The organism is Cohnella pontilimi, assembly GCF_005049045.1.
Classification (GTDB): Bacteria; Bacillota; Bacilli; order Paenibacillales; family Paenibacillaceae; genus Cohnella; species Cohnella pontilimi.
On the sequence record NZ_SUPK01000007.1, the window covers coordinates 276,763 to 299,033 of the forward strand.

At 51.9% G+C, this 22,271-nt stretch carries 23 protein-coding genes and 1 pseudogene; 18 read left to right on the forward strand and 6 right to left on the reverse strand.

What is annotated here, in order from left to right; genetic code table 11:
* From E5161_RS15720 to E5161_RS15755, 8 genes and pseudogenes are all read left to right on the forward strand, one after another.
* Positions 1–236: pseudogene (locus E5161_RS15720) on the forward strand (Crp/Fnr family transcriptional regulator); the annotation flags it as partial.
* A 36-nt stretch (positions 237–272) separates the two neighbouring features.
* Positions 273–704 (forward strand): universal stress protein, encoded by a 432-nt coding sequence (locus tag E5161_RS15725; RefSeq protein WP_136778768.1) that lies wholly within the window; start codon positions 273–275, stop codon positions 702–704.
* A 164-nt stretch (positions 705–868) separates the two neighbouring features.
* Positions 869–1,033 (forward strand): cytochrome c oxidase subunit 2A, encoded by a 165-nt coding sequence (locus E5161_RS15730; protein WP_136778769.1) that lies wholly within the window; start codon positions 869–871, stop codon positions 1,031–1,033.
* 13 nt (positions 1,034–1,046) lie between these two features.
* Positions 1,047–1,517 (forward strand): cytochrome c oxidase subunit II, encoded by a 471-nt coding sequence (locus E5161_RS15735; protein WP_136778770.1) that lies wholly within the window; start codon positions 1,047–1,049, stop codon positions 1,515–1,517.
* 12 nt (positions 1,518–1,529) lie between these two features.
* Entirely contained in the window at positions 1,530–3,167 is a 1,638-nt protein-coding gene (locus tag E5161_RS15740) for a b(o/a)3-type cytochrome-c oxidase subunit 1 (RefSeq protein ID WP_136778771.1), read from the forward strand.
* 92 nt (positions 3,168–3,259) lie between these two features.
* Positions 3,260–4,531, forward strand: coding sequence for a methyl-accepting chemotaxis protein (locus E5161_RS15745; RefSeq protein WP_136778772.1), 1,272 nt, complete (start codon positions 3,260–3,262; stop codon positions 4,529–4,531).
* A 147-nt stretch (positions 4,532–4,678) separates the two neighbouring features.
* Complete coding sequence (locus E5161_RS15750; protein WP_136778773.1) at positions 4,679–6,226, forward strand: nitrilase-related carbon-nitrogen hydrolase; 1,548 nt, start codon at positions 4,679–4,681, stop codon at positions 6,224–6,226.
* Positions 6,226–6,393 (forward strand): XapX domain-containing protein, encoded by a 168-nt coding sequence (locus tag E5161_RS15755; protein ID WP_136778774.1) that lies wholly within the window; start codon positions 6,226–6,228, stop codon positions 6,391–6,393. The genes E5161_RS15750 and E5161_RS15755 overlap by 1 nt, the downstream gene beginning before the upstream one ends.
* A gap of 3 nt (positions 6,394–6,396) precedes the next feature.
* Here the strand turns inward: E5161_RS15755 and E5161_RS15760 are convergent, their stop codons facing one another.
* Together E5161_RS15760 and E5161_RS20870 are read right to left on the reverse strand one after the other, a co-directional pair.
* A complete protein-coding gene (locus E5161_RS15760) occupies positions 6,397–7,149 on the reverse strand; it encodes a YqjF family protein (RefSeq protein ID WP_136778775.1) in 753 nt (250 codons plus the stop codon).
* A 283-nt stretch (positions 7,150–7,432) separates the two neighbouring features.
* Entirely contained in the window at positions 7,433–7,627 is a 195-nt protein-coding gene (locus tag E5161_RS20870; protein WP_169306717.1) for a hypothetical protein, read from the reverse strand.
* 81 nt (positions 7,628–7,708) lie between these two features.
* On the opposite strand from E5161_RS20870, the gene E5161_RS15765 reads away from it, so the two are divergent.
* The 5 genes from E5161_RS15765 (at position 7,709) to E5161_RS15785 (ending at position 12,710) form a co-directional block, all read left to right on the forward strand.
* Complete coding sequence (locus tag E5161_RS15765) at positions 7,709–8,800, forward strand: polysaccharide deacetylase family protein (protein ID WP_169306718.1); 1,092 nt, start codon at positions 7,709–7,711, stop codon at positions 8,798–8,800.
* Positions 8,801–8,861: 61 nt separating this feature from the next.
* Entirely contained in the window at positions 8,862–9,332 is a 471-nt protein-coding gene (locus E5161_RS15770; protein WP_169306719.1) for an SRPBCC family protein, read from the forward strand.
* A complete protein-coding gene (locus E5161_RS15775) occupies positions 9,329–11,002 on the forward strand; it encodes a glycoside hydrolase family 13 protein (RefSeq protein WP_136778777.1) in 1,674 nt (557 codons plus the stop codon). The genes E5161_RS15770 and E5161_RS15775 overlap by 4 nt, the downstream gene beginning before the upstream one ends.
* Positions 11,003–11,176: 174 nt before the next feature.
* Complete coding sequence (locus tag E5161_RS15780; RefSeq protein WP_136778778.1) at positions 11,177–11,563, forward strand: hypothetical protein; 387 nt, start codon at positions 11,177–11,179, stop codon at positions 11,561–11,563.
* A 301-nt stretch (positions 11,564–11,864) separates the two neighbouring features.
* Positions 11,865–12,710: a TolB family protein gene (locus tag E5161_RS15785; RefSeq protein ID WP_136778779.1), complete on the forward strand. Its 846-nt coding sequence runs from the start codon at positions 11,865–11,867 to the stop codon at positions 12,708–12,710.
* Between the two features lie 9 nt (positions 12,711–12,719).
* Here the strand turns inward: E5161_RS15785 and E5161_RS15790 are convergent, their stop codons facing one another.
* Positions 12,720–13,649 (reverse strand): AraC family transcriptional regulator, encoded by a 930-nt coding sequence (locus E5161_RS15790; RefSeq protein ID WP_169306720.1) that lies wholly within the window; start codon positions 13,647–13,649, stop codon positions 12,720–12,722.
* Positions 13,650–13,830: 181 nt separating this feature from the next.
* Here E5161_RS15790 and E5161_RS15795 point away from each other — a divergent pair, with 181 nt between their 5' ends.
* From E5161_RS15795 to E5161_RS15810, 4 genes are all read left to right on the forward strand, one after another.
* Entirely contained in the window at positions 13,831–14,562 is a 732-nt protein-coding gene (locus tag E5161_RS15795) for a ThuA domain-containing protein (RefSeq protein WP_136778781.1), read from the forward strand.
* A 1-nt stretch (position 14,563) separates the two neighbouring features.
* Complete coding sequence (locus E5161_RS15800; protein WP_136778782.1) at positions 14,564–15,598, forward strand: Gfo/Idh/MocA family protein; 1,035 nt, start codon at positions 14,564–14,566, stop codon at positions 15,596–15,598.
* A gap of 246 nt (positions 15,599–15,844) precedes the next feature.
* Positions 15,845–16,708 carry a polysaccharide deacetylase family protein gene (locus E5161_RS15805; RefSeq protein WP_246042310.1) on the forward strand — a complete coding sequence of 288 codons (864 nt, stop codon included), beginning with the start codon at positions 15,845–15,847 and terminating at the stop codon, positions 16,706–16,708.
* Between the two features lie 121 nt (positions 16,709–16,829).
* Positions 16,830–17,534: a S1C family serine protease gene (locus tag E5161_RS15810; RefSeq protein WP_169306721.1), complete on the forward strand. Its 705-nt coding sequence runs from the start codon at positions 16,830–16,832 to the stop codon at positions 17,532–17,534.
* 3 nt (positions 17,535–17,537) lie between these two features.
* Here the strand turns inward: E5161_RS15810 and E5161_RS15815 are convergent, their stop codons facing one another.
* Both E5161_RS15815 and udk read right to left on the reverse strand, forming a co-directional pair.
* On the reverse strand, positions 17,538–19,331 hold the full coding sequence (locus E5161_RS15815; RefSeq protein WP_136778784.1) for a pyruvate kinase: 1,794 nt from the start codon (positions 19,329–19,331) through the stop codon (positions 17,538–17,540).
* A 44-nt stretch (positions 19,332–19,375) separates the two neighbouring features.
* On the reverse strand, positions 19,376–20,002 hold the full coding sequence (gene udk / locus E5161_RS15820; protein ID WP_136778785.1) for a uridine kinase: 627 nt from the start codon (positions 20,000–20,002) through the stop codon (positions 19,376–19,378).
* Between the two features lie 269 nt (positions 20,003–20,271).
* On the opposite strand from udk, the gene E5161_RS15825 reads away from it, so the two are divergent.
* A complete protein-coding gene (locus tag E5161_RS15825) occupies positions 20,272–20,634 on the forward strand; it encodes a response regulator (protein WP_136778786.1) in 363 nt (120 codons plus the stop codon).
* A 901-nt stretch (positions 20,635–21,535) separates the two neighbouring features.
* On the opposite strand, the gene E5161_RS15830 is transcribed toward E5161_RS15825, so the two are convergent.
* Positions 21,536–22,009: a DinB family protein gene (locus E5161_RS15830; RefSeq protein ID WP_136778787.1), complete on the reverse strand. Its 474-nt coding sequence runs from the start codon at positions 22,007–22,009 to the stop codon at positions 21,536–21,538.
* Positions 22,010–22,271: the final 262 nt, after the last annotated feature.

A 22,271-nucleotide genomic window follows, 5' to 3' on the forward strand; every position in this document is an offset into this window, starting at 1 on the left:
CGGCGGCATTCTTCGGCATGATGCTGAACTTCATGTTCCTGATGGCCGGCACCGTAAGCACGAACCCTTGGCTGCTGCTGCTCGGCTTCATCGTCTTCACCGCCGGGGCGAACGCCGGACGGTTCGGAATTGACGCCTACTTGCTTCCGCTGCTTCGCAAAGGCTGGATGAAGCTGACCCGGAAAACCGGTACCGGCAACGGCGGTGAGCTGAACGGCAAAGTCTTGCCTCATTAAAGCAACGTCGATATCCCCACAAGGAGGGTGTACGACATGACCTATCATCACATATTGGCAGCATATGACGGCTCCAAGGCAGCCAAAAAAGCGTTGGAACACGCGGTGGCGATCGCATCGATAGGCCCGAACACGAAACTGACCGTCGCCCATGTTCTGTACCGGCCCGTTTTCGACATCGGCAGCTTCGCTTACGGATCTTCCGAGGAATATATGAAGCAAGTGGAACAGTTCGAAACGTCGATCATGGAGCACGCCAGGGAAATCATCGCCCCGATCCCTTATTCCCGAATCGTCGTACTCACCGGCAATCCGGTCCCAGCCATTCTGGACTATGCAAAAGACAATCATTGCGATTTGATCGTCATGGGCAGCAGAGGATTGGGCGCGATTCAGGAATGGATGCTCGGCAGCGTCAGCCATCATGTGGTGCAAAAAGCTCAAGTGCCCGTACTGGTTGTGAAATAGCATAATCAAACTCCTGTACGAAGGCGGTCTCTCTTGCTGGGGGTCCGCCTTTCGCGCTGTCACGGAATGTACACAGGGGATTCGGCAAATTGTGATATATCTCACAGCCCGGCCTTATCGATCTTTTTACAATAAAGTCAAATCCATCGACAGGAGGGTACCGTATGTCGGACTTCCGTCCTCAATTGGGACAACAGACACCGATTCCGCAAGAACAAAAGAAGCAAGAACCCGTGTTGAAAGGAACTTTCGCCGCCGTACTGCTGCTCGGCGCGTTCATCGCGATTTCATGGATCGGCGTGTTCTTGATATTTATGACGCGAAATTAAAGGAGCGGATCAGATGCATCTTCATCGACTTGAAAAAGCTTGGCTTACGATCGGTATCGCGATGCTGGCGATTTTCCTCATCGTGCTGGGCACGATGGCTTTCAGCATGGGGGTGACGCCTCCGAGCGCTCATCATCACACCGTGGATCCGGCCAATGTGGCCAAGACCGCACCGTTCGACAATCCGGGCATCAAGCAAGTGTCCGACAAGCACTACGAAGCGGTGATGGTCGCCTATGCGTTCGGCTACACGCCGCAGACGCTGGAAGTTCCGGCCGGCTCCACCGTTGATTTCATAGTGACATCTTCCGATGTCGTTCACGGGTTTGCGATCGTGGGCACGAACGTGAACATGATGATCGAGCCTGGAGAAGTCAGCCACATCAGCCACAAATTCGATAAGCCCGGTACCTATTTGCTGCTTTGCAACGAGTACTGCGGCACCGGGCACGAATATATGAAATCCACCATCGTTGTGAAGTAAGGGGGCGTTCCTATGAAACAACTATTTGACAGAAATGACGGCAAGCTGGTGATCGCGCATATTCTGTTCGCTTTCGCCGCCTTGCTGATCGGCGGAATCGCGGGCATGCTGCAAGGAATGGTGCGCGGCGGCATGGTGACGCTGCCGGCCAACATCGGGTACTATGAACTGCTCACAGCTCACGGTGTCTTGATGGCACTCATTTTTACGACTTATTTCATCATCGGATTTTTATACTCCGGCGTGTCTCATACGCTGGGCGGACGATTGCTTCCCGCAGCGAGAAAATTAGGCTGGATCGGTTATCTGACCATGTCTGTCGGCACCGTGATCGGCGTGATCGTCATTTTGCTGGGGAAAGCGACCGTGCTCTACACTTTCTACGCACCGATGAAAGCATCGCCTTGGTTTTACATCGCATTGGCGCTGGTCGTCATCGGAAGCTGGCTCAGCGGATTCGGCATCTTCTATCAATACCGCAAATGGAGAAAAAACAACTCCGGAAAACTCTCGCCACTGTTCGCTTTCATGTCCGTCGTCACGATGCTGCTCTGGCAAATCGCGACGATCGGCGTGGCGATCGAGGTGGTCGTACAGCTGATCCCCTGGTCGTTCGGCTGGGTGGATACCGTCAACGTCGTGCTCAGCCGGACCCTGTTCTGGTATTTCGGTCACCCGCTCGTCTATTTCTGGCTGCTCCCGGCGTACATTTGCTGGTATGTCGTCATTCCGAAAATAATCGGGGGCAAAATTTTCAGCGATTCTCTTGCCCGGCTGTCGTTCCTTCTGTTCCTGCTGTTCTCCATTCCGGTCGGCTTTCATCATCAGTTAATGGAACCGGGCATCAGCAGCTTCTGGAAGTACCTGCAGGTTGTGCTCACCTTTATGGTCATCGTGCCATCCTTGATGACGGCGTTCTCGATGTTCGCCACCTTCGAAATGCACGGACGAGCTAAAGGAGCCCGGAGCTTGTTCGGCTGGTTCCGGATGCTGCCGTGGAAAGACGTCAGATTTTTTGCACCGTTCATGGGCATGCTCATCTTCATCCCGGCGGGTGCGGGCGGGATCATCAACGCCAGCAACCAGATGAACGCCGTCGTGCACAATACGCTTTGGGTTACCGGCCATTTCCATCTGACGGTGGCGACGAGCGTGGCGCTTACGTTCTTCGGCATCGCCTACTGGCTGATCCCTGCAGTTACGGGCAGAGTGCTCACGCCCAAGATGAACCGACTCGGCATCATCCAAACGATTATCTGGTGTGTCGGCATGTTCTTCATGTCGGGCTCGATGCACACCGTCGGTTTGCTCGGAGACCCGCGCCGGACCGCTTACACCACCTATGACGATCACCCGGACGCGGTGCTGTGGATGCCGTATCACGTGGCGATGGCCATTGGCGGCATGATATTGTTCGTCGGCGTGCTCCTTATCGTGTATAATGTGATTGCCCTGATGCGTGCGCCCAAAGGGGAAACCGAATATCCGATCGGCGAAGTGTCCGAGGCTTCGGAACCGACTCCCCGCTATCTGGAACGCTGGGGAATTTGGCTGGGAATCGCCGTCGCGCTTATCCTTTTCGCCTACACGATTCCGCTTATCGATATGCTGAACAACACGGTCAACTCTCCCGGATACGTGACTTGGTAACGAAATTTGAGAGAAGAACGGAAAGCTTAGGCACCAAGCCTAAGCTTTCTTATTACAAAGCCTACCCACACTAACGAAACGAAGGTGATACGATGAAAATGGGCTTGGTGAAAAAAATTGTGGCGGGAATCACGTCAGTATCCGTCGTGACCTACGGGTGCAGCGCATTCTTTATTTTCGAATTGAAACCGTTGATCGCTGCCGGAATGTCCGACTGGGTATATATGTCCATCATTTTGCTGCTCGGTGTTTTCTGGTCGGGCGTGCTCGGTTGGCTCGGAGCCGTATGGCTGATCAGGCCTTTGCTCCGGTTGGCTGCTGCAGCGGATGAAGCGGCGAAAGGCAACTTGCGGGTGGAAATCCCGATTCATAAGCCGAAAGACGAAATCCGCGTGCTGAGTTTGTCTTTCGACCAAATGATCGCGAATCTGCGCCAAATGATTTCGAATGTGTCCGAAAATGTATCCTTTACATACAATCACGCCGGTGGATTAAGCGGTGGGATGACGGAAGCGGCTCAACAAATTGAGAGCATCGCCGGGGCGACGGATACGATCTCCCAAGGAGCCGCGGAACAAGCGCAGTCTGCCCGTAACATGCTGACGGCCATTACGGTGATTAACAGCGCCGCAAGCGATATCGAAAATAAAGCCGAGCATTCTTCGACCCTCTCCCGCGACATGTTGTCAACTCTTGCGGAGAGCGAGCAAATTGTGCGATCCCTGGTTGGCGGGATGCTGGAATTGGCGCAATCGAATCGTGAATCGATGGACATCGTCGGGGATTTGCAGCAAAAGGCGGAGGAAATCCGCAGCATTTCCAGAGTCGTAGGCGAAATAGCGGACCAGACGCATCTGCTTGCCCTGAACGCTTCCATTGAAGCGGCAAGAGCCGGGGAATACGGCATGGGCTTTCAGGTGGTAGCCGGCGAAATTCGCAAGCTGGCCGAGCAAAGCTCGACAGCGGTGAAACATATCAATGAACTCATTACCGGGATGGAAGCGGGAGTCGTAAGCGTCGTTACCAAAACGACTGCGCAGGAACAGCTTGCGAGCCGCGAATCGGCCAAGGGAGACGCCGCGAATACGGCGCTCGACCGAATCAGCTCGGCCGTTCAAGAAGCAGCCGCTGCGATTCAAGATATCGCAGGCAGTATCACGGACCAGAAGAGGCAAGTGGAGCACGCTTTGATGCAGACGAACGGCGTTCAGGAAGTAGCCTCACGGATCACCGGCGACATTAAGCAGGTCGCATCGTCGGTGCAGGAACAAATGGCGTTCATGCAGGAACTGGCCTCCTCGTCGGAATTGCTCAAAGGCCGTGCGGATCTTTTGCAGTCGAATATCAGCGTATTCCGCGTATAGTGCTTGTTCGAAGAAGCTCTTCCCAACGGGACGGGCTTTTTCTTGTGGAATTTTGCGGAAAAAGTCTTGAAACGCAGGCGACGTAAACGTAGAATAACTCTGTTCATCTTTCTTCCATTTTGCTTGAGTTGAATAGGAGTGCGCCCGTTGCAAAATAGAATCATCCCATCAGGGTGGGTATCCGGCGTTTTGGCCGTTTTATCGGGATTATTGTTCGTGGGGAGCATGCCGGGGACCGGTGTCGGCCTGTTGGCATGGTTTGCGTTCGTGCCTTTGCTGCTTGCCGTTCAAGGCCGCAAAGGCCGGTCGGTATATCTGTTGGTCAACACGACCGGCCTAATCGGATCGGTAGGGATCCATATTTGGTTCCCCGATGTATTAGGTACTGGACTCGGAATCTTCCTGATGGTGGCTACCGGCTTCCTGTACGGCAGCTTCCTTCAGTTAGGTGTCGCCCTACAGCAGCGAATTCGTTCGCCTTGGAGAATATTCGCTCTTCCTGTCGCGTGGACCGCGTTGGAATGGCTGCGTTCGGTGCTTCCCGTCACCCGTGAATGGTGGATCGAGGTGCTGGCGAAAAGCCAATGGCTATCTCCGGCGCCTCTGCAGCTGTTGTCAGTGACGGGATTCGCGGGACTTACCTTTCTGATCCTGTTATCCAACAGTGCGTTGGCGGCGCTTATTGTCACTTGGTCGGCGGAGCGCAGATGGAGCAAAACCGGTATAGCGGCGTTAGGTTTGCCTATTGCGGTGGCCGTCTGGGGGTATTTCATCCTGCACACTGCAGACGATAGCCATTCGGTGAAAGCTGCCGCGAATGTAGACATGGTCAATCAAGATCCGCAAATTCAAAAACTCGGCGGCCTCACCACGGCCGGTGACGGTTACATAGCGGACACGCCCGAAATGTCCGAGGCGATATTCGAGGTGAACGCGAAGCTGACGCGTGAAGCGAAGTCAGCTGCCTCACCGGCATTCGTCGTGTGGGGCGAAAATGAATTCGCAGATTATGGCGATGAAGCGCTGATGACCCGCTTGAAGCAGCTGGCTGTTTCAACGGGTACCTATGTGGCGGCGGATGTAAGGTGGAAATCCGCAAGCGGCTTGCACGATACCGCACTGCTGATCGGACCGGACGGCAACGAAGTCGGCAAAACCGCCAAAATCAACCTGATGGATGGAGAGAAAGCGTTCGGTTTTGTGCCGGGCGACAAGCGTGGTCAAGTTTATGACACTGCTTACGGCAAGGTGGGGCTGGGCATCTGCTGGGATCGCCATGTTACCGGCATCGTCCGCGCGATGGCGGCGAACGGAGCGGGTCTTGTACTCATGCCTGCGGATGATGACTTCAATGGCAACGCCATCTTCCCCCGGTATGCCGCATCAGATTCGGTGTTCCGCGCGGTGGAGAACCGTGTCGGCATGGTCGTAGGCACGACTTCCGGCATGTCGCAGGTCATCACCCCTTACGGAGTCATGACCGCGAAAAGCGAAGTCAACGAACGAGGCTTTATTGCGGGAGAAACTTTCTTTTACAACGGGCCAAGAACGCTGTATAACCGGCTTGGCGATTGGTTCCCTATGGCCGCAGCCGCGGTATTTTTCCTGCTTCTCGGTTTTCAGACCGCAACAAAAGTACAAAATAGAAAAGAAATGAACATAGAGGATGACATAACAAGGAGGAAGCACAACTAATGAAAGAGATCGTACTGGCGCTCGTGACTGGGCTCATCGTCGGATGTCTGTTCAAGCTGCTGAAGCTGCCGATCCCCGCTCCGCCCGTTCTGCCGGGCGTGCTCGGCATCGTGGGCATTTATTTGGGCGGGATCCTGATGCAGCGGCTGTTGGACTGGTGGAAGTAGGCGTCAAACTTTTCGATTGGGCCAAAAAAGAACCTCCAACCGTTTCGTAAATGTGAGAAGGGGATCGACATCCGGCAGTCGGATGCCCAACGCCTCGGTCATCGTATTTCGTTCGGTGCGGAGCTCGGCTTTTTGCAGCTGCCAAGGCAAGTGGTGAATGTCGCCTTCCAAGATGCGTCCGTGTGCATCGGTCGTGTAAAGGCAATACCTCTCCGTCAGCCAGTGCAGAAGCGTGTCCGGCAGGGCATGAAAAGGGTGAGGGTCCGCCGCTTTGTAAGTCGCTGAGAACATGGCTGCTTGTCCGCGTGAGTCTTTCCGGCTTGAAAAGTACCGAACATTTTCTTCTGTCCGCCTGACCGTCATATTTGCTCGGAAGTAAGGCAAGCGGAACAAGACTCTCGCCGCTTCCACCGCAATCCTGTTCCCGGCGTCCAAACTGAAGAAGAAGATACCGGGTCTGCCGTTGCAAGTGACATATGTGCGCACGTTAAGTTCCGGAAACCGGCTGGTGAACGGAAGCGGCGGGAGACCTCGAAGCCTTAACCCCGTAATGTAGAATGGCGAAATGGAAATCCACGGCTCGCCCTCCCACAGATCCAAATCCAGTCCTCGGGGCAGGAGAGGCATCAGTTGATCGGCACGGACAGGCCAATGCGCGAACAAGAGATCGTGCCAGATTTGTTTCTGAATCCAACGGCTATTCGGGAGAGGGAACGGCCGGTGTCCGGTTGTTCGAATAAGCTCTTTGTTTGTCATGTTCGTATGCTCCCGATTAACTGCCGTTTTTACAATGATTACCCGCGCAGATGCATCCCATTCTGTAAGCCGCCGGTTTTCCCCCTCCAAGGAAGGGTAATGTGTTGATAGCCCACGAACGAGGAGGAATTCCAATGGAGCGAGAGCAATACTTCAAGGAAGCCAAACGAATGGCGGAAGAAGCCGGTACGATGGCCATCATTCACGATGAGAGCGGACGGATCGAAGATCAGATCAACTTCCAATAAGCGACGAAGACCTCAGCCGCAGCTGAGGTCTTTCATTATTTGCGCTGATTATGTTGGTCGATGAGCTTGTTTTGCTGATCGATCGGACCGCGTGTGCCGGCTGCCCGCTGCTCTTCCCGCTCCGGATGCCGCCAGGCATCGCCTGTGCCCTCGACGAACGCTTTGAATTGTGCGGATTTGCGGATTTTGTCTTGATGGTCCGCCTCAGATTGATGCTGGCCGGTATTCATGTTGCAGCCACCTCCTGTACTTGTAGAAGTACATCCTATTACCCTATAATTTGCCTTATCAAAAGGAAGAGAGGGATTCGTATGCCGGCTGAGGCTTTTTGGCGGGGAAATCCAAAGCAAAGCATGTGTGCGTTTACGTTTGACGACGGACCCCATGAGCTTTCTCTCGAACTGTGGCTGGACACGCTGGAGCAAGGAGGAGCGGTCGGTACCTTTTTCTTCACCGGCGAATGGATGGACCGGCATCCGGACAAAGCCAGGGACATTCTGGCCAGAGGGCATATTTTGGCTCCGCATACGTACCATCACCGGCGCATGTCGCAATTATCGAAGCCTCTTTTTCTGGAACAATTAAAATGGACGGAATTGGCCTACCAGGACGCAACCGGACTCCCTTGCCCGACATTCATGCGGTTCCCTTACTGCGCTTTCACGCAGGAAAATTTGGAGTGGCTGGCTGAGGCCGGGTACACCGACGTGGAAGGGGAAGACTCCGGAGATTGGGCCGGCATCAGTGCCGCGCAAATCGTGAGCAAGATCGAACCGGTTCTCGGCAACGGCACGATCGTGGTTCAGCACGCCAACGATATTGCGAAGGGATCGCCGGAAGCTTTGAAAATGCTCATCCGTAAAGCGTACGAAAAAGGTTTGACGCCAGTCGGCATCCCGGAAATGATGAGCTCGGCCGGCATCGACCACGGCTGCCGCGCCTGGAAATTGTCGATCGAGACGCCGGCTGCAATCGATTTTCCGGTGGACGACTGGCAGCCGGTGCAGAACGACGGCGACCTGCTGCGGCTCGCTTATGAGTCGGCCGATTGGCGAATTCCGCAATTTACGTCATCGTTCCAAACCGAGTACGCCTGGTACGATCAACTTGCCGCTCCGCTGGAATGGGAAGACGTCAAAGAAAATCGCGAGCTGTTTTTCGCACGCCGGTTTTCCGACTGTTATTGGGCCTATGCGCGGGCAGGAATTCGAGGCGACACTTTCGTGCTGATGGATTATGCCGCCAAGGAAGCCCAGGCAGATACGCTCGTGTATTTGCTGCGCTGGGCCGGCGAGCAAGCGCGGCGTTACCAATGCAGCCGAATGGAGGCGAATCGGGATATTCGCCGGATGGACGAGATGTGCAGGCAGCTCGGATGGAACTCGGAGATTGTGCTGGCATAGCGAATAGAAGTACGACTTATTCCCTATAATTGCGTTATCGAAAGGAAGAGAGGGACTCCCCATGCAAGCCGTTACCATTCCCGATTTGTCTCAAAGACCGTTCCATCTTACCGTCGAACGAGTGATGGAGGCATCTCCCGAGCTGCTGTACGACGCGTGGACCAAGCACTTTGATCAGTGGTTTGCCGCACCCGGAACCGTGATCATGCAAGGCGAGGTGAACACTACCTTCTTCTTTGAAACGGTGCATAAATTAGAAACGCAAGAGGAAGTGCAGCGCCATCCCCATTACGGACGGTTTCTTCGGCTGGAGCAGAATCGTCTGATTGAACTCACGTGGGTGACGGGGGAGGGCGGAACCAAGGGCGCGGAGACGGTCGTCACCGTAGAGCTGACGTCTCAAGGCGAAGGAACGTTGTTACGCTTGACGCACGCCGGGTTTCCGGACGAAGAGTCCAGAGACGGACACGAGTACGCCTGGCCGTTTGTGCTGGAACAGCTGGACAGCAAAATGAAGGAGCGCAAACGTTGAACAAACACTGGTGGAAAGAAGCGACGGCTTATCAAATTTACCCCCGAAGTTTCATGGACAGCAACGGGGACGGAATCGGGGATCTGCAAGGCATTCTTTCCAAGCTGGATTATTTGCGGGATTTGGGCGTCGACGTGGTCTGGATTTGTCCGATATTCGAATCTCCCAACGATGACAACGGATACGACATTTCGGATTATCAAGCGATCTTGCACGATTTCGGCACGATGGAAGATTTCGACCGGCTGCTGGAAGAAGTCCACCGGCGCGGCATGAAGCTGATTCTGGATTTGGTCATCAATCACACGTCCGACGAACATCCTTGGTTCATCGAATCCCGCTCCGGCAAAGACAGCCCCAAACGCGATTATTACATTTGGCGCGACGGGAAGACCGGACAAGAACCCAACAACTGGGAAAGCATATTCGGTGGTTCCGCATGGGAGTACGACTCCATTTCCGGACAATACTTTCTGCATATTTTCTCCAAAAAACAGCCCGATCTGAATTGGGAAAATGCCGACGTACGCCAAGCCTTGTACGCCATGGTGAACTGGTGGCTGGATAAAGGCATCGACGGATTTCGAGTGGACGCGATTTCACATATTAAAAAGGTGCCTGGTTTGCCGGATTTGCCGAACCCGAAGAACCTTCGCTACGTATCTTCGTTTGACGGCCATATGAACCGGGAAGGCATTCATGCGTTCCTCCAAGAGCTGAAACGGGAGACGTTTGACCGCTATGACATCATGACGGTCGGAGAAGCGAACGGCGTGCGGGTGCAAGACGCCGACCGGTGGGTGGGAGAATCGAGCGGCGCGTTCAACATGATTTTTCAGTTCGAACACCTGGGATTGTGGAAAAAAGGAGCCGGCGGCAGTCTGAACATTCACGCGCTCAAGAGAACGCTGACACGGTGGCAGCAAGGGCTTGAAGGGTTCGGATGGAATGCCTTGTTTCTCGAGAATCACGACCAGCCGCGTTCTGTTTCCACATGGGGGGATGACGGAGCCTACAGGGTTCAGTCGGCCAAAGCGCTCGCCACTCTCTATTTTCTGATGCAGGGAACGCCGTTTATTTACCAGGGCCAAGAAATCGGCATGACCAACGTGCAATTCTCCTCCATCGAAGATTACGATGCCGTGGACATCAAAAATATGTACCGGATCGAACGGGAAGCCGGTAAAAGCCACGACGAAATCATGCCGCTCATCTGGAAGAACGGTCGCGATAATTCGCGCACCCCGATGCAGTGGAACGACGGACATCAGGCCGGATTCACTTCCGGTACTCCTTGGATGAAGGTGAACCCGAACTATCAGAAGATTAACGTCGAACAAGCGATCCGAGATCCGGACTCCATTTACCATTACTACAAGAAATTGATCGCTTTGAGGGCCGCCAACTCGACCGCCGTGTACGGCAAATACGATCTCATCCTCGAAAGACACGACAAAATCTATGCTTACACCCGAACGCTGGAAAACGAAAAATGGGTCATCATCTGCAATCTGTTCGCGGAGGAAACGGTATTCCGCCTGCCAAGGAACATCGAATTCGCCGACTCGGAATTGCTTCTTGCGAATTATCCGGTCGAGGCGGACGAGCGCCTTCGAACCTTGAACCTGCGACCCTTCGAAGCCAGAGTGTTCCGGTTAACACTCCGGTAATCATGCTGCTTAAGCCGCGCTGCAGCGCGGCTTTTTTGTGCTGGTTTCATGAGATTTTTTTTAGGAATGCGGACCACTGTTCGACAAACATTTTAGAACCGCTTTGCTAGCATAAATATTGGGCAAACGACATAGGCCCGGTCATCATTTTTATGAAAGTGGGAGGATTCCGCTGTGGAAACGATCAGCTCCAATGAGATTGCCAGAGTCGCTGAACAGTTGGAGAGGATGAGGAAGCACCTGTTGTCCGTCTATTTGGATGTCGGCATGGAAATCGACGAAACTGTCAACAAACTATTGCGACAAGTCAATAGGTTGAATACGAAAATCGAAGAGCTGGATTTGGATTTACTGAAGTATAAAATTTTGTCCTCGATCCTGGATGAAGCGGGAATATCGGAGCTGCTCATTCAGATGGACGAGTGGCTGGAAGAAAACAAATCCAAGGGCGAGTCCAAGTTTTCCAAAGTGTTGAGTTTGCTCGATCTGGACAATTGCCGGGATATCCGACAGTATTTGAGCAGAATCGATGAGGCCGTCCAGGAGCTGAAAAGCGCATAATCCCATGACAGCAAAAAGCGATCGCATACCTGTTAAAGGAGCGATCGCTTTTTTAACGATTCGAAATACTGCAGCAACAGTCTTCCTGTCCGTGCGGAAAGCGAAACCAACGAAACGACCCACTTGGCCAGGCAATCCTCGATGGGAACCAGTTCATTCGTTTCATCTCCTGTAGTTTCGAGTTGGATGTACATGCCGAACTCATTGTAAAACGCCAAAACTTCAAATATCATCGAAGTATCGAATACAACAGGGAGAACCGTATGAAAGTGAATTTTACGCGAAGGCAGGGGAGAAGCGGATGAACGTAACCAGCATGCTTGAAACGGTCGACATACGCACCGGGGAACGCAAGACACTGGCACAATTTGATCATTTGATCGAGGCTCCGAACTGGACGCGCGACGGCAAACGTCTGATCTATAACAGCCGGGGACTGCTTTATTTTTTCGAGATCGACAACCGTAAGAGCACGGTCATTGACACGGGCAGCGCGACACAATGCAATAACGACCATGTGTTGTCTCCCCATCATACGCAGATCGCGATCAGTCACCAATCCCGTGAGGATGGCCGGTCCAGGATTTACATTTTACCGATGGAGGGCGGTGAACCGGTGCTTGTCACGCCGAGGGGGCCAAGTTATTTGCACGGCTGGTCACCGGACGGCAGCACATTGGCCTATTGTGCCGAGCGCAACGGTCAGTATGACATTTACACGATCCCGGTGGAGGGCGGTGCGGAGAAGCAATTAACCGATCTGCCGGGGCTTGATGACGGGCCCGAATACTCACCTGACGGAAAGTATATTTGGTTCAACTCGGTGCGTACCGGGCTGATGCAGATTTGGCGGATGAAGGCGGACGGTTCCGAACCGACCCGGATGACGTTCGAGGAAAGCAACAATTGGTTTCCTCACGTTTCCCCGGACGGACAACACGTCGCCTATCTGGCGTACGGCAAAGACGATGTGGCGCCCGGCGACCATCCGGCCAACCGGAACGTCGAAATCCGATTGATGCCGAGTGAGGGTGGCGAGTCTCGGACGCTCGTCAAGCTATTCGGCGGACAAGGCACGATTAACGTGAACTCTTGGTCGCCCGACAGCACACAATTTGCATTCGTGAGTTACCGGTTGAACGATTGACGGATTGCATTAGTCACTGGAGAACGGCTCCCGGAGCCGTTCTTTGAACTGTTTCGGCGAGCAATCGTTATAACGCCGGAACATGTCATAGAAGTGGCCGAGGTTGGAAATGCCCACCGACTCGGCGATTTCGGCAATGCTGTCGTTACTCGTCAGCAGCATCTGTTCCGCTTTTTTAATGCGCTTGTAAACAACGAAGTCGGTGAACGACATCCCCACCGCTTTTTTGAAGGTTTTGATGAAGTGCGTATAGCTCATATTCACGAGGCCGCTCACTTCGGATACGGAGAGCTTCTCACTTAAGCGATGTTCGACGTGATCGATCGCAGGCTGAAGCCGCTCGACCAGCAGGTTGTCGTTATAGTTCAGTTGTCTTCCGCCGTCGTGGCGGAGGAGCAGCAGCAAAATGTTTTTAATCCGGGAGGAAACGGCGAGCTCGTAGCCGATTTGCTTATCGTTCATCTCCCGGTATATTTCGCGTATGAGCGCGGCTGTCTGATCCCTGGCGCCGCGATTGTCTTTATACACATAGTTCAGTGCGCTTAAGGGACGTATAACCTCCGAAAAATGCCGCATGCTGTTCAGCGTGCTGGGATCCCAATATTTTCGAAGATCGATTTGGAATACGATATAACTCAAATGCCCGCCCTGCGTTTGGATTGTTGTATGGGGTTCAGAGGAACCGAACAGGGCGATATCTCCTTGGCGCAGCACAAGCTGCTGCTCGGTGCAGAAGGCGGTCAGCTCTCCTTGTAAAATCAGCAGAAATTCCACTTCCTCGTGGTAGTGCCATCCGGAGTATTGTTTCTGTTTCCATGCCTGTTCCGTATGAAACCGCATTTCTTCGACGGCCTGTTTGGCGGTATCGATCTGCCAGATGCGCATCGCTAGAAAAGGATTCTGGTAGACGACTTCCTCGTGTCGCATCTCGGGATACATAATCCATCTCCTTACATGAGTAGAAAGCAGGATCGCGTAACGATATTGTACCATAACGCCTCTTTTTTCGCTGATAAGAACAGAATACCGGAATAAATGAGCCGAATTTGCAATCGATTTCAGGCCCTCTCGTCCACTACAATAAAGAAGAAAACAGTCACATATAAGAGGAGCGGCATCTATGAGCCAAGCCATTAACGTTACGATTTGGAACGAATACCGTCATGAGAAGAAGAATGAGAAGGTCTCTTCGGTCTATCCGCAAGGCATGCATGCCGCGATCGCCGAAGGGTTGAATGTGAACGCCAATGTAACGATCGCCACTTTGGATGAGCCGGAGCACGGCCTGACGGAAGAAGTGCTCGCCAAAACGGACGTCCTCATTTGGTGGGGACATACGGCGCATGACGAAGTACAAGATGAGATCGTGCAGCGGGTGTATCAGCGCGTGCTGAAGGGCATGGGGCTGATCGTGCTTCACTCGGGTCATTTTTCGAAAATTTTCAAAAAGCTCATGGGGACTTCCTGCGATCTCAAATGGCGCGAGGCGGACGAGAAAGAACGCATCTGGGTTGTGAACCCGGCGCACCCGATCGCTGAGGGGATCGGTGAATATTTCGAGCTTCCGCAAGAAGAGATGTACGGCGAGCACTTCGACATTCCGCAGCCGGACGAGCTTGTCCTGGTCAGCTGGTTCGAAGGCGGAGAAGTGTTCCGCAGCGGCTGCTGCTACCACCGCGGTGCCGGCAAAGTGTTCTACTTCCGCCCGGGCCACGAGACGTATCCGACTTACTATAACGAGAACGTGCGCAAAGTGATTTCCAACGCCGTCAAGTGGGCCGCGCCGGTGAAGCGCGAATACCCTCGTTACGGCAACGCCCAACCTCTCGAAATGATCAAGGAGAAAAACTAACATGCTGAAAGTAGGAGTAGTCGGAACAGGCGGCATTTTCAAGGGTGCGCATCTTCCGGGCTGGCTGGCGAGCAAAGAAGTGGAAATCGTCGCTTTCTGCGACGCTTTCCGGCCATCTGCGGAAGCGGCGGCCAAAGATTTTCCCGGCACGAAGGTATACGACGATTACCGGGAACTGATTGCAGATCCGTCGATCGACATTATCGGGATCGGCACGCCGAATCTGTATCACTCGGAGATCGCGATCGCAGCTCTTGAACGGGGCAAGCACGTATTCTGCGAGAAACCGGATGCGATCAATGCTGTGGAAGCTCAGCGGATGGCCGACGTGGCGAAAGCATCGGGCAAAGTGCTCATGACGATGCGCAACAACCGTTTCAGCGAAGAAGCCAAATTCGTCAAGCGCTTGTCCGACCAAGGAAAGCTCGGCGAACTATACATGGGACGCTGCGGCTGGATTCGCCGTCGGGGAATTCCCGGACGCGGCGGCTGGTTCACCACGAAGGAATTGTCCGGCGGAGGTCCGTTGATTGACCTGGGCGTTCATATGATCGATTTGGCCATGTATTTGAGCGGCAATCCGAAGCCGGTTACCGTGACGGGGACCACCTACCGCAAATTCGCCGACCGTCCGGATGCATCGGGCAAAGTTCCGGCCGGCACGTTCGACGTGGAAGACTTGGCCGCCGGATTCATTCGGTTCGACAACGGCGCGTCGCTGCAAATCGAATTCAGCTGGGCGTCCAACATCGCGGAAGAACAGAAGTTTCTCGAGTGGAGAGGCACAGAGGGCGGCTTCAGCCTGATTAACGACAAACTGCAGCTATTCACCGAGTCTGAAGGAACGCTCGTGGATCAGCAGCCGAAATTCGTGAAGGCACAGATTCCTCAGCACACGGCCAACATTCTCCATTTCATCGATTGCGTGCTCGGCCGTGACAAACCGATCTTCACGCCGGATCAAGGCGTCGACATGATCAAAATTCTCTCGGCGATCTACGAGTCGGCGGAAACCGGCCGGGAGATTCAACTGTAAAACATGCGGTTTGCATCAAAAAGAGGCAGTCCCATAAGCAGAGCGACTCTGCTGGGAATGCCTCTTTTTTGATTTCTGGCCGCCGACTGCCCAGTAAGAATGTGCCACAGTCTTAATCACGACCTCCCATCCATCCAATTCCTTCCCTTACATATTCTGAACCGCCGGGGGAAAAGTAATGGGAAACGGCAGCGGGCCGGGACTTCGTATGTGAAGGATGGAGAGATGATGATGAGACGTTGGTGGATGAGTTTATTCCTTGTGTTCATTGTCGCAGCGTCGGGCTGTGCGCAGGGAAATACGCAAAAATCCGGTCAGCAAGCCGGGCAAACGAAAACGCAAGCGAAGTCGCAAAACAACAAGCAAGCGAAGTCGCAAATGAAGACCCAATCGACAAACCAGGCGAAAACGCCGCAGCTGGCAGGCGGGCCGGAGCGCAGTGTGCGGAGCCCAGGTCCGATGACTCTTGCGGATTTGCGCAGCAAATACCGCGGTATGTTTCTTCTGAACGGTCCGTCCACCAAACGGGAGGTTGCCTTAACGTTCGACGACGCGCCTGACGCCAACTTTACCCCCAAAGTGTTGGACGCCTTGAAAAAAGCGGGGGTGAAGGCGACCTTCTTCGTGGTCGGGAATCGTGTTGCCGCACATCCGGACATTGTAAACCGCATGGTCCGTGAGGGACATGTGCTGGGCAATCATTCATACACCCACGCCAACCTCCCGAAGTTGAAGGACGCAAGTTTTCGTGATGAGATTCTGAAGACGGATCGTATCATTCGAAGCCATACCGGCTATCTTCCCAGCTACGTCCGGCCTCCTTATGGCAATATTAGCGAACATCAGATCCAGTGGTTGAGAAGCGAGCATAAAACAATTGTGAACTGGAATGTCGACTCTCTGGATTGGAAAGGTCTCAGCGGAGAGCAAGTGTCTACCAACATCCTCGCGCACGTGAAGCCAGGGTCCATCATTCTGCAGCATGCCGCTGGAGGAACAGGCGAGGATTTAACGGGGACGGTCGATGCTCTTCCGAAAGTAATCAGCAAATTAAGGAAGGACGGCGTCAAGTTCGTGACCGTTCCTGAGTTATTGGGTACGCCGAAATGAAAAGAAGCGGGCGCCGGTCCAGGACCGGCGCCTCTTTTGTATCCTCACCTATAACCATCGGCAATTGGCGGAATACTTTAACGATATAGGTCATCATTGACTCATGAACGGGGGACGGAATTTGGAGCCAAGACAGAAGCTGCGGCGAACGCGAATATCACAAGCAGCGCGACATGACCATTTCGTCCGAATTTATCGCAGTGCCCGGAAAGGCGTCGTGTTTATCCGCACGGTCAAAAATAACGAGGAGAACGAGTATGAGCCCCCTTTCTCGTACTTTTTTCCAAGGGAAAGCGAGCCGAATGACACCGTTCTAGGAATCGGCACCGGCTTTGTGATCGATAAAAACGGACTCATCGTCACCAGCGAGCATGTGGTAAGAGACTCCCGTACCATTACGGTGAAGTTATATAACGGCAAACCGCATCGTGCCAAGGTCGTCTGGTCGGACGAAGATCACGACGTCGCGATATTGAAAATTGAGACGGCTTCGTCTCTCCATCCTTTACGCTTAGGATCGTCCAAAAAGAGCGAAATCGGAGAAATCGTGGTGGCGATCGGCAATCCGCTCGGGCTCGAAAGCTCCATCACATCCGGGATCATCAGCGGCAAACACGACAGCGTAGCGCTTTCCGATATCGAGTTGACCGACATTATACAGACCGATTGCGCGATTAACCCAGGCAGCAGCGGAGGCCCTTTGCTCAACTTGAAGGGCGAAGTCATCGGAATGAACGCCTTTATCGCGAAAAACAAAAACGGACTCAGCTTCGCTCTCGGCATTGACGGCATCAAGAAACGGATACGGCGTTTCCTGCCAGGGTGAAACCTACAAGAGGAATGGACGTGTGACGCTTTGTTTATAATGTTTGACCTCGGAGATTAAAAACAGTGTTTCCTTTAACAGCTCAATGGCCTGCTTCATGAACGGTCCTTTATTCAACATCAGGCAATCAAATTCACTGCCGAGGGAGACATCCGCCATTTCGGGACGTGACGGGATCCCTTTTTTGGTATAGGTGTCCAAAATTTGCGTGGCCAAAATGACCGGGGTATGGGCCGCACGGCACATGGACAATATTTCTTCCTGTACCACGGATAATTGGGGGAAGCCGATTTCGATGGCCAAATCACCCCTGGCGACCATGACGCCGAAGTTGGCGAAAGTCAGCCCCTCTATAAGAATGCTCGAGAAATGCTGAACGGCTTCCCGGGTTTCAATTTTGGCGATGATCGGAAAATCCGGTTTGCCTTGCGTATGCAGCAAATGCTTTAACACCCGCAGATCTTGGGGATGGTTCACGAAAGATAAACCCGCCAAATCTGCGTGCCGGCAAATGAAGGTGAGATCTTGGATATCTTTCTCCGTCAGGGCAGGCAGGGACAAGGAAAGCCGGGAATCTGGCAAATTCACGCCTTTGTTTTCCTTTAATGCGATGGGGACTGGGGGAGAAAGAATCTCGACATCCACGTAATCGCGGTTATGGTCCTTTACGATTCCGTGCACTTTCCCGTCATCGATGAAAACTGAGTGCCCCTGCTCAATGTGCGCGAACGCTTCGGGGAGGTTGACCGATATGCCGGCAATCTCCGCTTCGTCGGCATCATTCTCAGCCAGGGGCTTGTTCATATAGATCCTCAAGCGGTCCGAGGTTTTGACGAGTACTTTCTTCATTTTTCCTTCCAGGTTTCGAACACGCCATACAAGTTGACGTTCGGCGTTGTACAGCTTGGTGTTCTCTTCGATGCAGGCGGTGCGATCGAGACTGACGACGACTCCGTCGGGCATTACTTTTTGGATGAGGAAGGTTCTCTTTTTATTCCGGGCATCCAGAAAAGACAGTCGATCTCCCTCTTGCACAGCGGATTGTCCGTCTTCGTGGAATACCGAAATCTGAAAATCGTACGGACCGTCGGATAGCTTCGTGGAAGGCGCCGAGGAGCTGACGATCCCCCGCTTCGGTTCGGAGGGTCGCCCGTACCAGTCTTTAGGAACTGTTATTTTCAGCGGATATACCGTCTTCTGAAGCGGCTTGATTCGTATTTTCGGACCGGCCAAATCCATATAAATTTTGCAGTTTCGTTCCCCGTATTGACCTTTTCGTCTTAATCCGTTCTCCGCATTGCGTACGGTTTGAATCATTTTTTTCCAGATCGATTCATCATCATACGCGCAGTTAATACGGGCGATCGTCATTCCGCGAATTAAAAACTCCTCGATCAGGGGAGAGTCGATCATTTTCGAGTCCAACGTCAGCATGATATGGGGAGAATGAGCGGGCCTATCGCCAAGCAAATCCGTTACCCGTTTGTTGGAGATCAAGTGCGGGTCTTCGAGGGAAAAAAGCGGTGCCTGAAAAAGAATCCCCAAGTTGAAGCAAATCATATGCAAGCTCCGCACGACGTGCTGAATCGAACCCAGCTGAAGCCCTCTCAGCCGGAGAGCCGTGATCAATTCGTGAGTCACACCGTTCCGAAAGGCGAGAAAGGCGAGTAAATTGTGCGCGCTGTAACGGTGTTCTGTGGAGGGATAGTCGGCATAAAGAGGAGAGGATTGGTTGATCGCCTGCAGGTACAGCTTCCAGACTCGGTTCACAAAGTCACGATGAGACAAGCTGTTCATGACCACTCCCTCCCCGGAATCATGTTGCCGGTTTTCCCGCTTTTCTATCTTATTGTGTGGCCCTTCAAATATTTCTCTGTCAACACGGACAGCAGCTCGATGCCAACCTGATTATGGCCGCCTTCGGGAAGGATGAGGTCGGCGTATTTCTTCGACGGTTCGATGAAGGCTTCGTGCATCGGTTTCACGGTATTTAAATATTGATCGTGGATGGACTGAATGGTACGGCCGCGTTCCTCGATATCGCGGAGTACCCGGCGGAGAATGCGCACGTCGGGGTCGGTATCGACGAACACTTTGATGTTGAGCATCCCCCGTAATTGTTCATCGGACAACACATGCAGCCCTTCGACAATGACGATTTTATTCGGCTTCAGTTCGATCGTTTCTATTGCGGAACGGGCATGGACGGTGAAGTCATAAACCGGAGCGTGTACGGTGTGTCCTTCCAGCAGCTTGCGGAGGTGCGCGATGAGCAGCTCGTTATCGAATGCGAGAGGATGATCATAGTTGATCTGGGCGCGTTCGGCCATGCTGAGATGCAGGTTGTCCTTATAATAGCTGTCCTGGGATATGAACGTCACTTTATCCGATCCCATGCGGTCAATGACGGAGCGAGCAACGGTCGTCTTGCCGGAGCCGGTACCGCCTGCGATGCCGATGATGAGCATGTCGACTCAGTAAACCTCCCTGAAATAATGTTCAATTCCAGTATTGTATCACACCGTTCGACACGATACACACCATCCAAAATAACCCGGCCTTGGTGCTGCGAGGCGCTATGCAAATTGTCAAGGAAAATTCAAAGCTATTAATTGTCGTTGCATTATAAAAAAGGGGCGACTATGATAAGGAATCATTTGGAATAAGTTGCATATTACATAAATTTTGCGAATGAATTGGCCGATTCCGACATTCGCTCAGATATGGAGAGGACTTAATGGCCAGATTGATCATAGTGGATGATGCGGCTCTTATGCGAATGATGCTGAAACAGATTGTTCTTGACATGGGCCATGAGGTAGTCGGAGAAGCCGAAAATGGGGAAGAAGCCGTGCAGCGCTACATGTCGTGGAAACCGGATTTGATCATTATGGATATTACGATGCCGGTAATGGATGGACTCACCGCTTTGAAAGCGATCATCGAGTTTAACCACCGGGCCAAAGTGATCATTTGTTCGGCTTTGGGGCGGAAAAACGTGGTTGCCGAAGCTTTTCAAGCAGGAGCGAAGGAGTTTTTAGTCAAACCGTACGAGAGAGAAAGAGTAATGGATTCCATTTCGAAGGTTATCCAGATGTAACGGCTGCTTTGCATCAATGAAAAGAAGAAGCCCTCATGGTTTTATTAAGAACAGGCTTCCGATTTTGTCGGCAGTCTGGTGTGATGGAAATGGTTCCAAGATGTGGAGAATCAATAGTTAGCGATCAAGAACCGAGATGTCGAATTCTATAGCATTAAAACGATAATGCCTTTTGATCGTTTCTTTAACTTCCGAATCTGGCATTGTCTCGATATTATCAAATATAGATTTTGAGTCGTATGAGTAATTTATCAAACCTAGTCCGCCCACTGGTTCAAAGCCGTTATTGATTTTTCGAGCTTCTTCAACATGGAATACTATCGACTCTAAACGAGGATAATGTTCTTTAAGGATTACCGTAGCTTGTAAAATTGTTCTAAGTGCGTTCATTTCCCCATTTTCGTAATAGTAGAAGTACATTGCACAACTTTCTGCATTCGCTCTATCTAAATTTACTCTTGATACATATATGTCAATGGGTATTTGTTTTTGAAGTTCGAAGTCTGTTATTGGAACCTCCGTTATATTGAGATATCTATCTTCTTATTTTGCGACAGTTATTCTTCCCTCTATTGATGATAAATTTTCAACGAATCATAAGTACTTGCTGAAGTTCCTCTTTAACCGATTCGTTCTTAACGCAGTTTTGTCTGCTTAAAGAAAATGATGCTCCAATGAATTTTCTCCGCTGTAAAAATACTACATATTTCCATTAGACTCGCTGTTAAATAAAAAGTTTCATTCTATCAAAAAAACCTATTTAGTTCGTTGTGGGTTAACAAGCATTAATTGTTCCGCTAAACTGCCCGTTACTTCAATAAAACAAAAAGACAGCTTTAAGCTGCTGTCCCGATCCCCAAAACATTTTTATTTTATGTTTGTTTCATATTCCATAAGATGATTATGATTCAATGAGATCCGTTTCCGGCGGGATATACCCGAGTTGTCTGCCTATTTTTACAATTTGCCCTTTATGGTGAAACTCGTGGGTGGTGGTGTGCGTAAAAAGCCATAATGCGGTGAACTCCCCGCTACCACCACTCTGAAAAGATACTTGAATGGTGTGATCCCATTTGCCTTTAAATTCATTCAGAAATTCATGAACCAGGTCATCCGTCCTCCTAAAAACTTCGCGCATTTCCTGTACGCTATTAACCGACTCTGGTTTTATTTTAGGTAGTGATTTACCAAGAGCACGACTCCCCAACCATACACGATAACAATCGGCTACATGAGCATGCAGATTACGAATAGAATCTCCACCAAAGGTTTCAAGCTCTTTAACATAATCTGTGGGTGATAAGGTTTCGCAATAAAGAAATAATGATCCCCTAGTTCGTTGGATCCAATCATACTGGCTTACGAATAAATCCATGCTCTCACCCTCCTAATTAAATGGAATATACATTCCCTTTCAGAGAATTCGCTATTTTTAGTTAAAAACCTTTAAACAGCTAGGTAATTGTTATAAATGTTAGAGAGGACGATCTTTATTGCGTAATACTGCCCGTTAACTCCCTCGATATGATTTGGTTTTCTCACTCAAGCTCATGAATTCGCAGGATTTCACCTTTAGATTAGCGTGAGAATAAGAAGGAAACGGAGGAGCCGGTAGCCTGGAACGCTTAGAGGGCATG

Bases quoted from the DNA above. Each gene is read 5' to 3' on its own strand.
- E5161_RS15725 (WP_136778768.1), top strand. From the start codon at position 273: ATGACCTATCATCACATATTGGCAGCATATGACGGCTCCAAGGCAGCC.
- E5161_RS15730 (WP_136778769.1), top strand. From the start codon at position 869: ATGTCGGACTTCCGTCCTCAATTGGGACAACAGACACCGATTCCGCAA.
- E5161_RS15735 (WP_136778770.1), top strand. From the start codon at position 1,047: ATGCATCTTCATCGACTTGAAAAAGCTTGGCTTACGATCGGTATCGCG.
- E5161_RS15740 (WP_136778771.1), top strand. From the start codon at position 1,530: ATGAAACAACTATTTGACAGAAATGACGGCAAGCTGGTGATCGCGCAT.
- E5161_RS15745 (WP_136778772.1), top strand. From the start codon at position 3,260: ATGAAAATGGGCTTGGTGAAAAAAATTGTGGCGGGAATCACGTCAGTA.
- E5161_RS15755 (WP_136778774.1), top strand. From the start codon at position 6,226: ATGAAAGAGATCGTACTGGCGCTCGTGACTGGGCTCATCGTCGGATGT.
- E5161_RS15760 (WP_136778775.1), bottom strand. From the start codon at position 7,149: ATGACAAACAAAGAGCTTATTCGAACAACCGGACACCGGCCGTTCCCT.
- E5161_RS20870 (WP_169306717.1), bottom strand. From the start codon at position 7,627: ATGAATACCGGCCAGCATCAATCTGAGGCGGACCATCAAGACAAAATC.
- E5161_RS15765 (WP_169306718.1), top strand. From the start codon at position 7,709: ATGCCGGCTGAGGCTTTTTGGCGGGGAAATCCAAAGCAAAGCATGTGT.
- E5161_RS15770 (WP_169306719.1), top strand. From the start codon at position 8,862: ATGCAAGCCGTTACCATTCCCGATTTGTCTCAAAGACCGTTCCATCTT.
- E5161_RS15785 (WP_136778779.1), top strand. From the start codon at position 11,865: ATGAACGTAACCAGCATGCTTGAAACGGTCGACATACGCACCGGGGAA.
- E5161_RS15790 (WP_169306720.1), bottom strand. From the start codon at position 13,649: ATGTATCCCGAGATGCGACACGAGGAAGTCGTCTACCAGAATCCTTTT.
- E5161_RS15795 (WP_136778781.1), top strand. From the start codon at position 13,831: ATGAGCCAAGCCATTAACGTTACGATTTGGAACGAATACCGTCATGAG.
- E5161_RS15800 (WP_136778782.1), top strand. From the start codon at position 14,564: ATGCTGAAAGTAGGAGTAGTCGGAACAGGCGGCATTTTCAAGGGTGCG.
- E5161_RS15805 (WP_246042310.1), top strand. From the start codon at position 15,845: ATGAGTTTATTCCTTGTGTTCATTGTCGCAGCGTCGGGCTGTGCGCAG.
- E5161_RS15815 (WP_136778784.1), bottom strand. From the start codon at position 19,331: ATGAACAGCTTGTCTCATCGTGACTTTGTGAACCGAGTCTGGAAGCTG.
- udk (WP_136778785.1), bottom strand. From the start codon at position 20,002: ATGCTCATCATCGGCATCGCAGGCGGTACCGGCTCCGGCAAGACGACC.
- E5161_RS15825 (WP_136778786.1), top strand. From the start codon at position 20,272: ATGGCCAGATTGATCATAGTGGATGATGCGGCTCTTATGCGAATGATG.
- E5161_RS15830 (WP_136778787.1), bottom strand. From the start codon at position 22,009: ATGGATTTATTCGTAAGCCAGTATGATTGGATCCAACGAACTAGGGGA.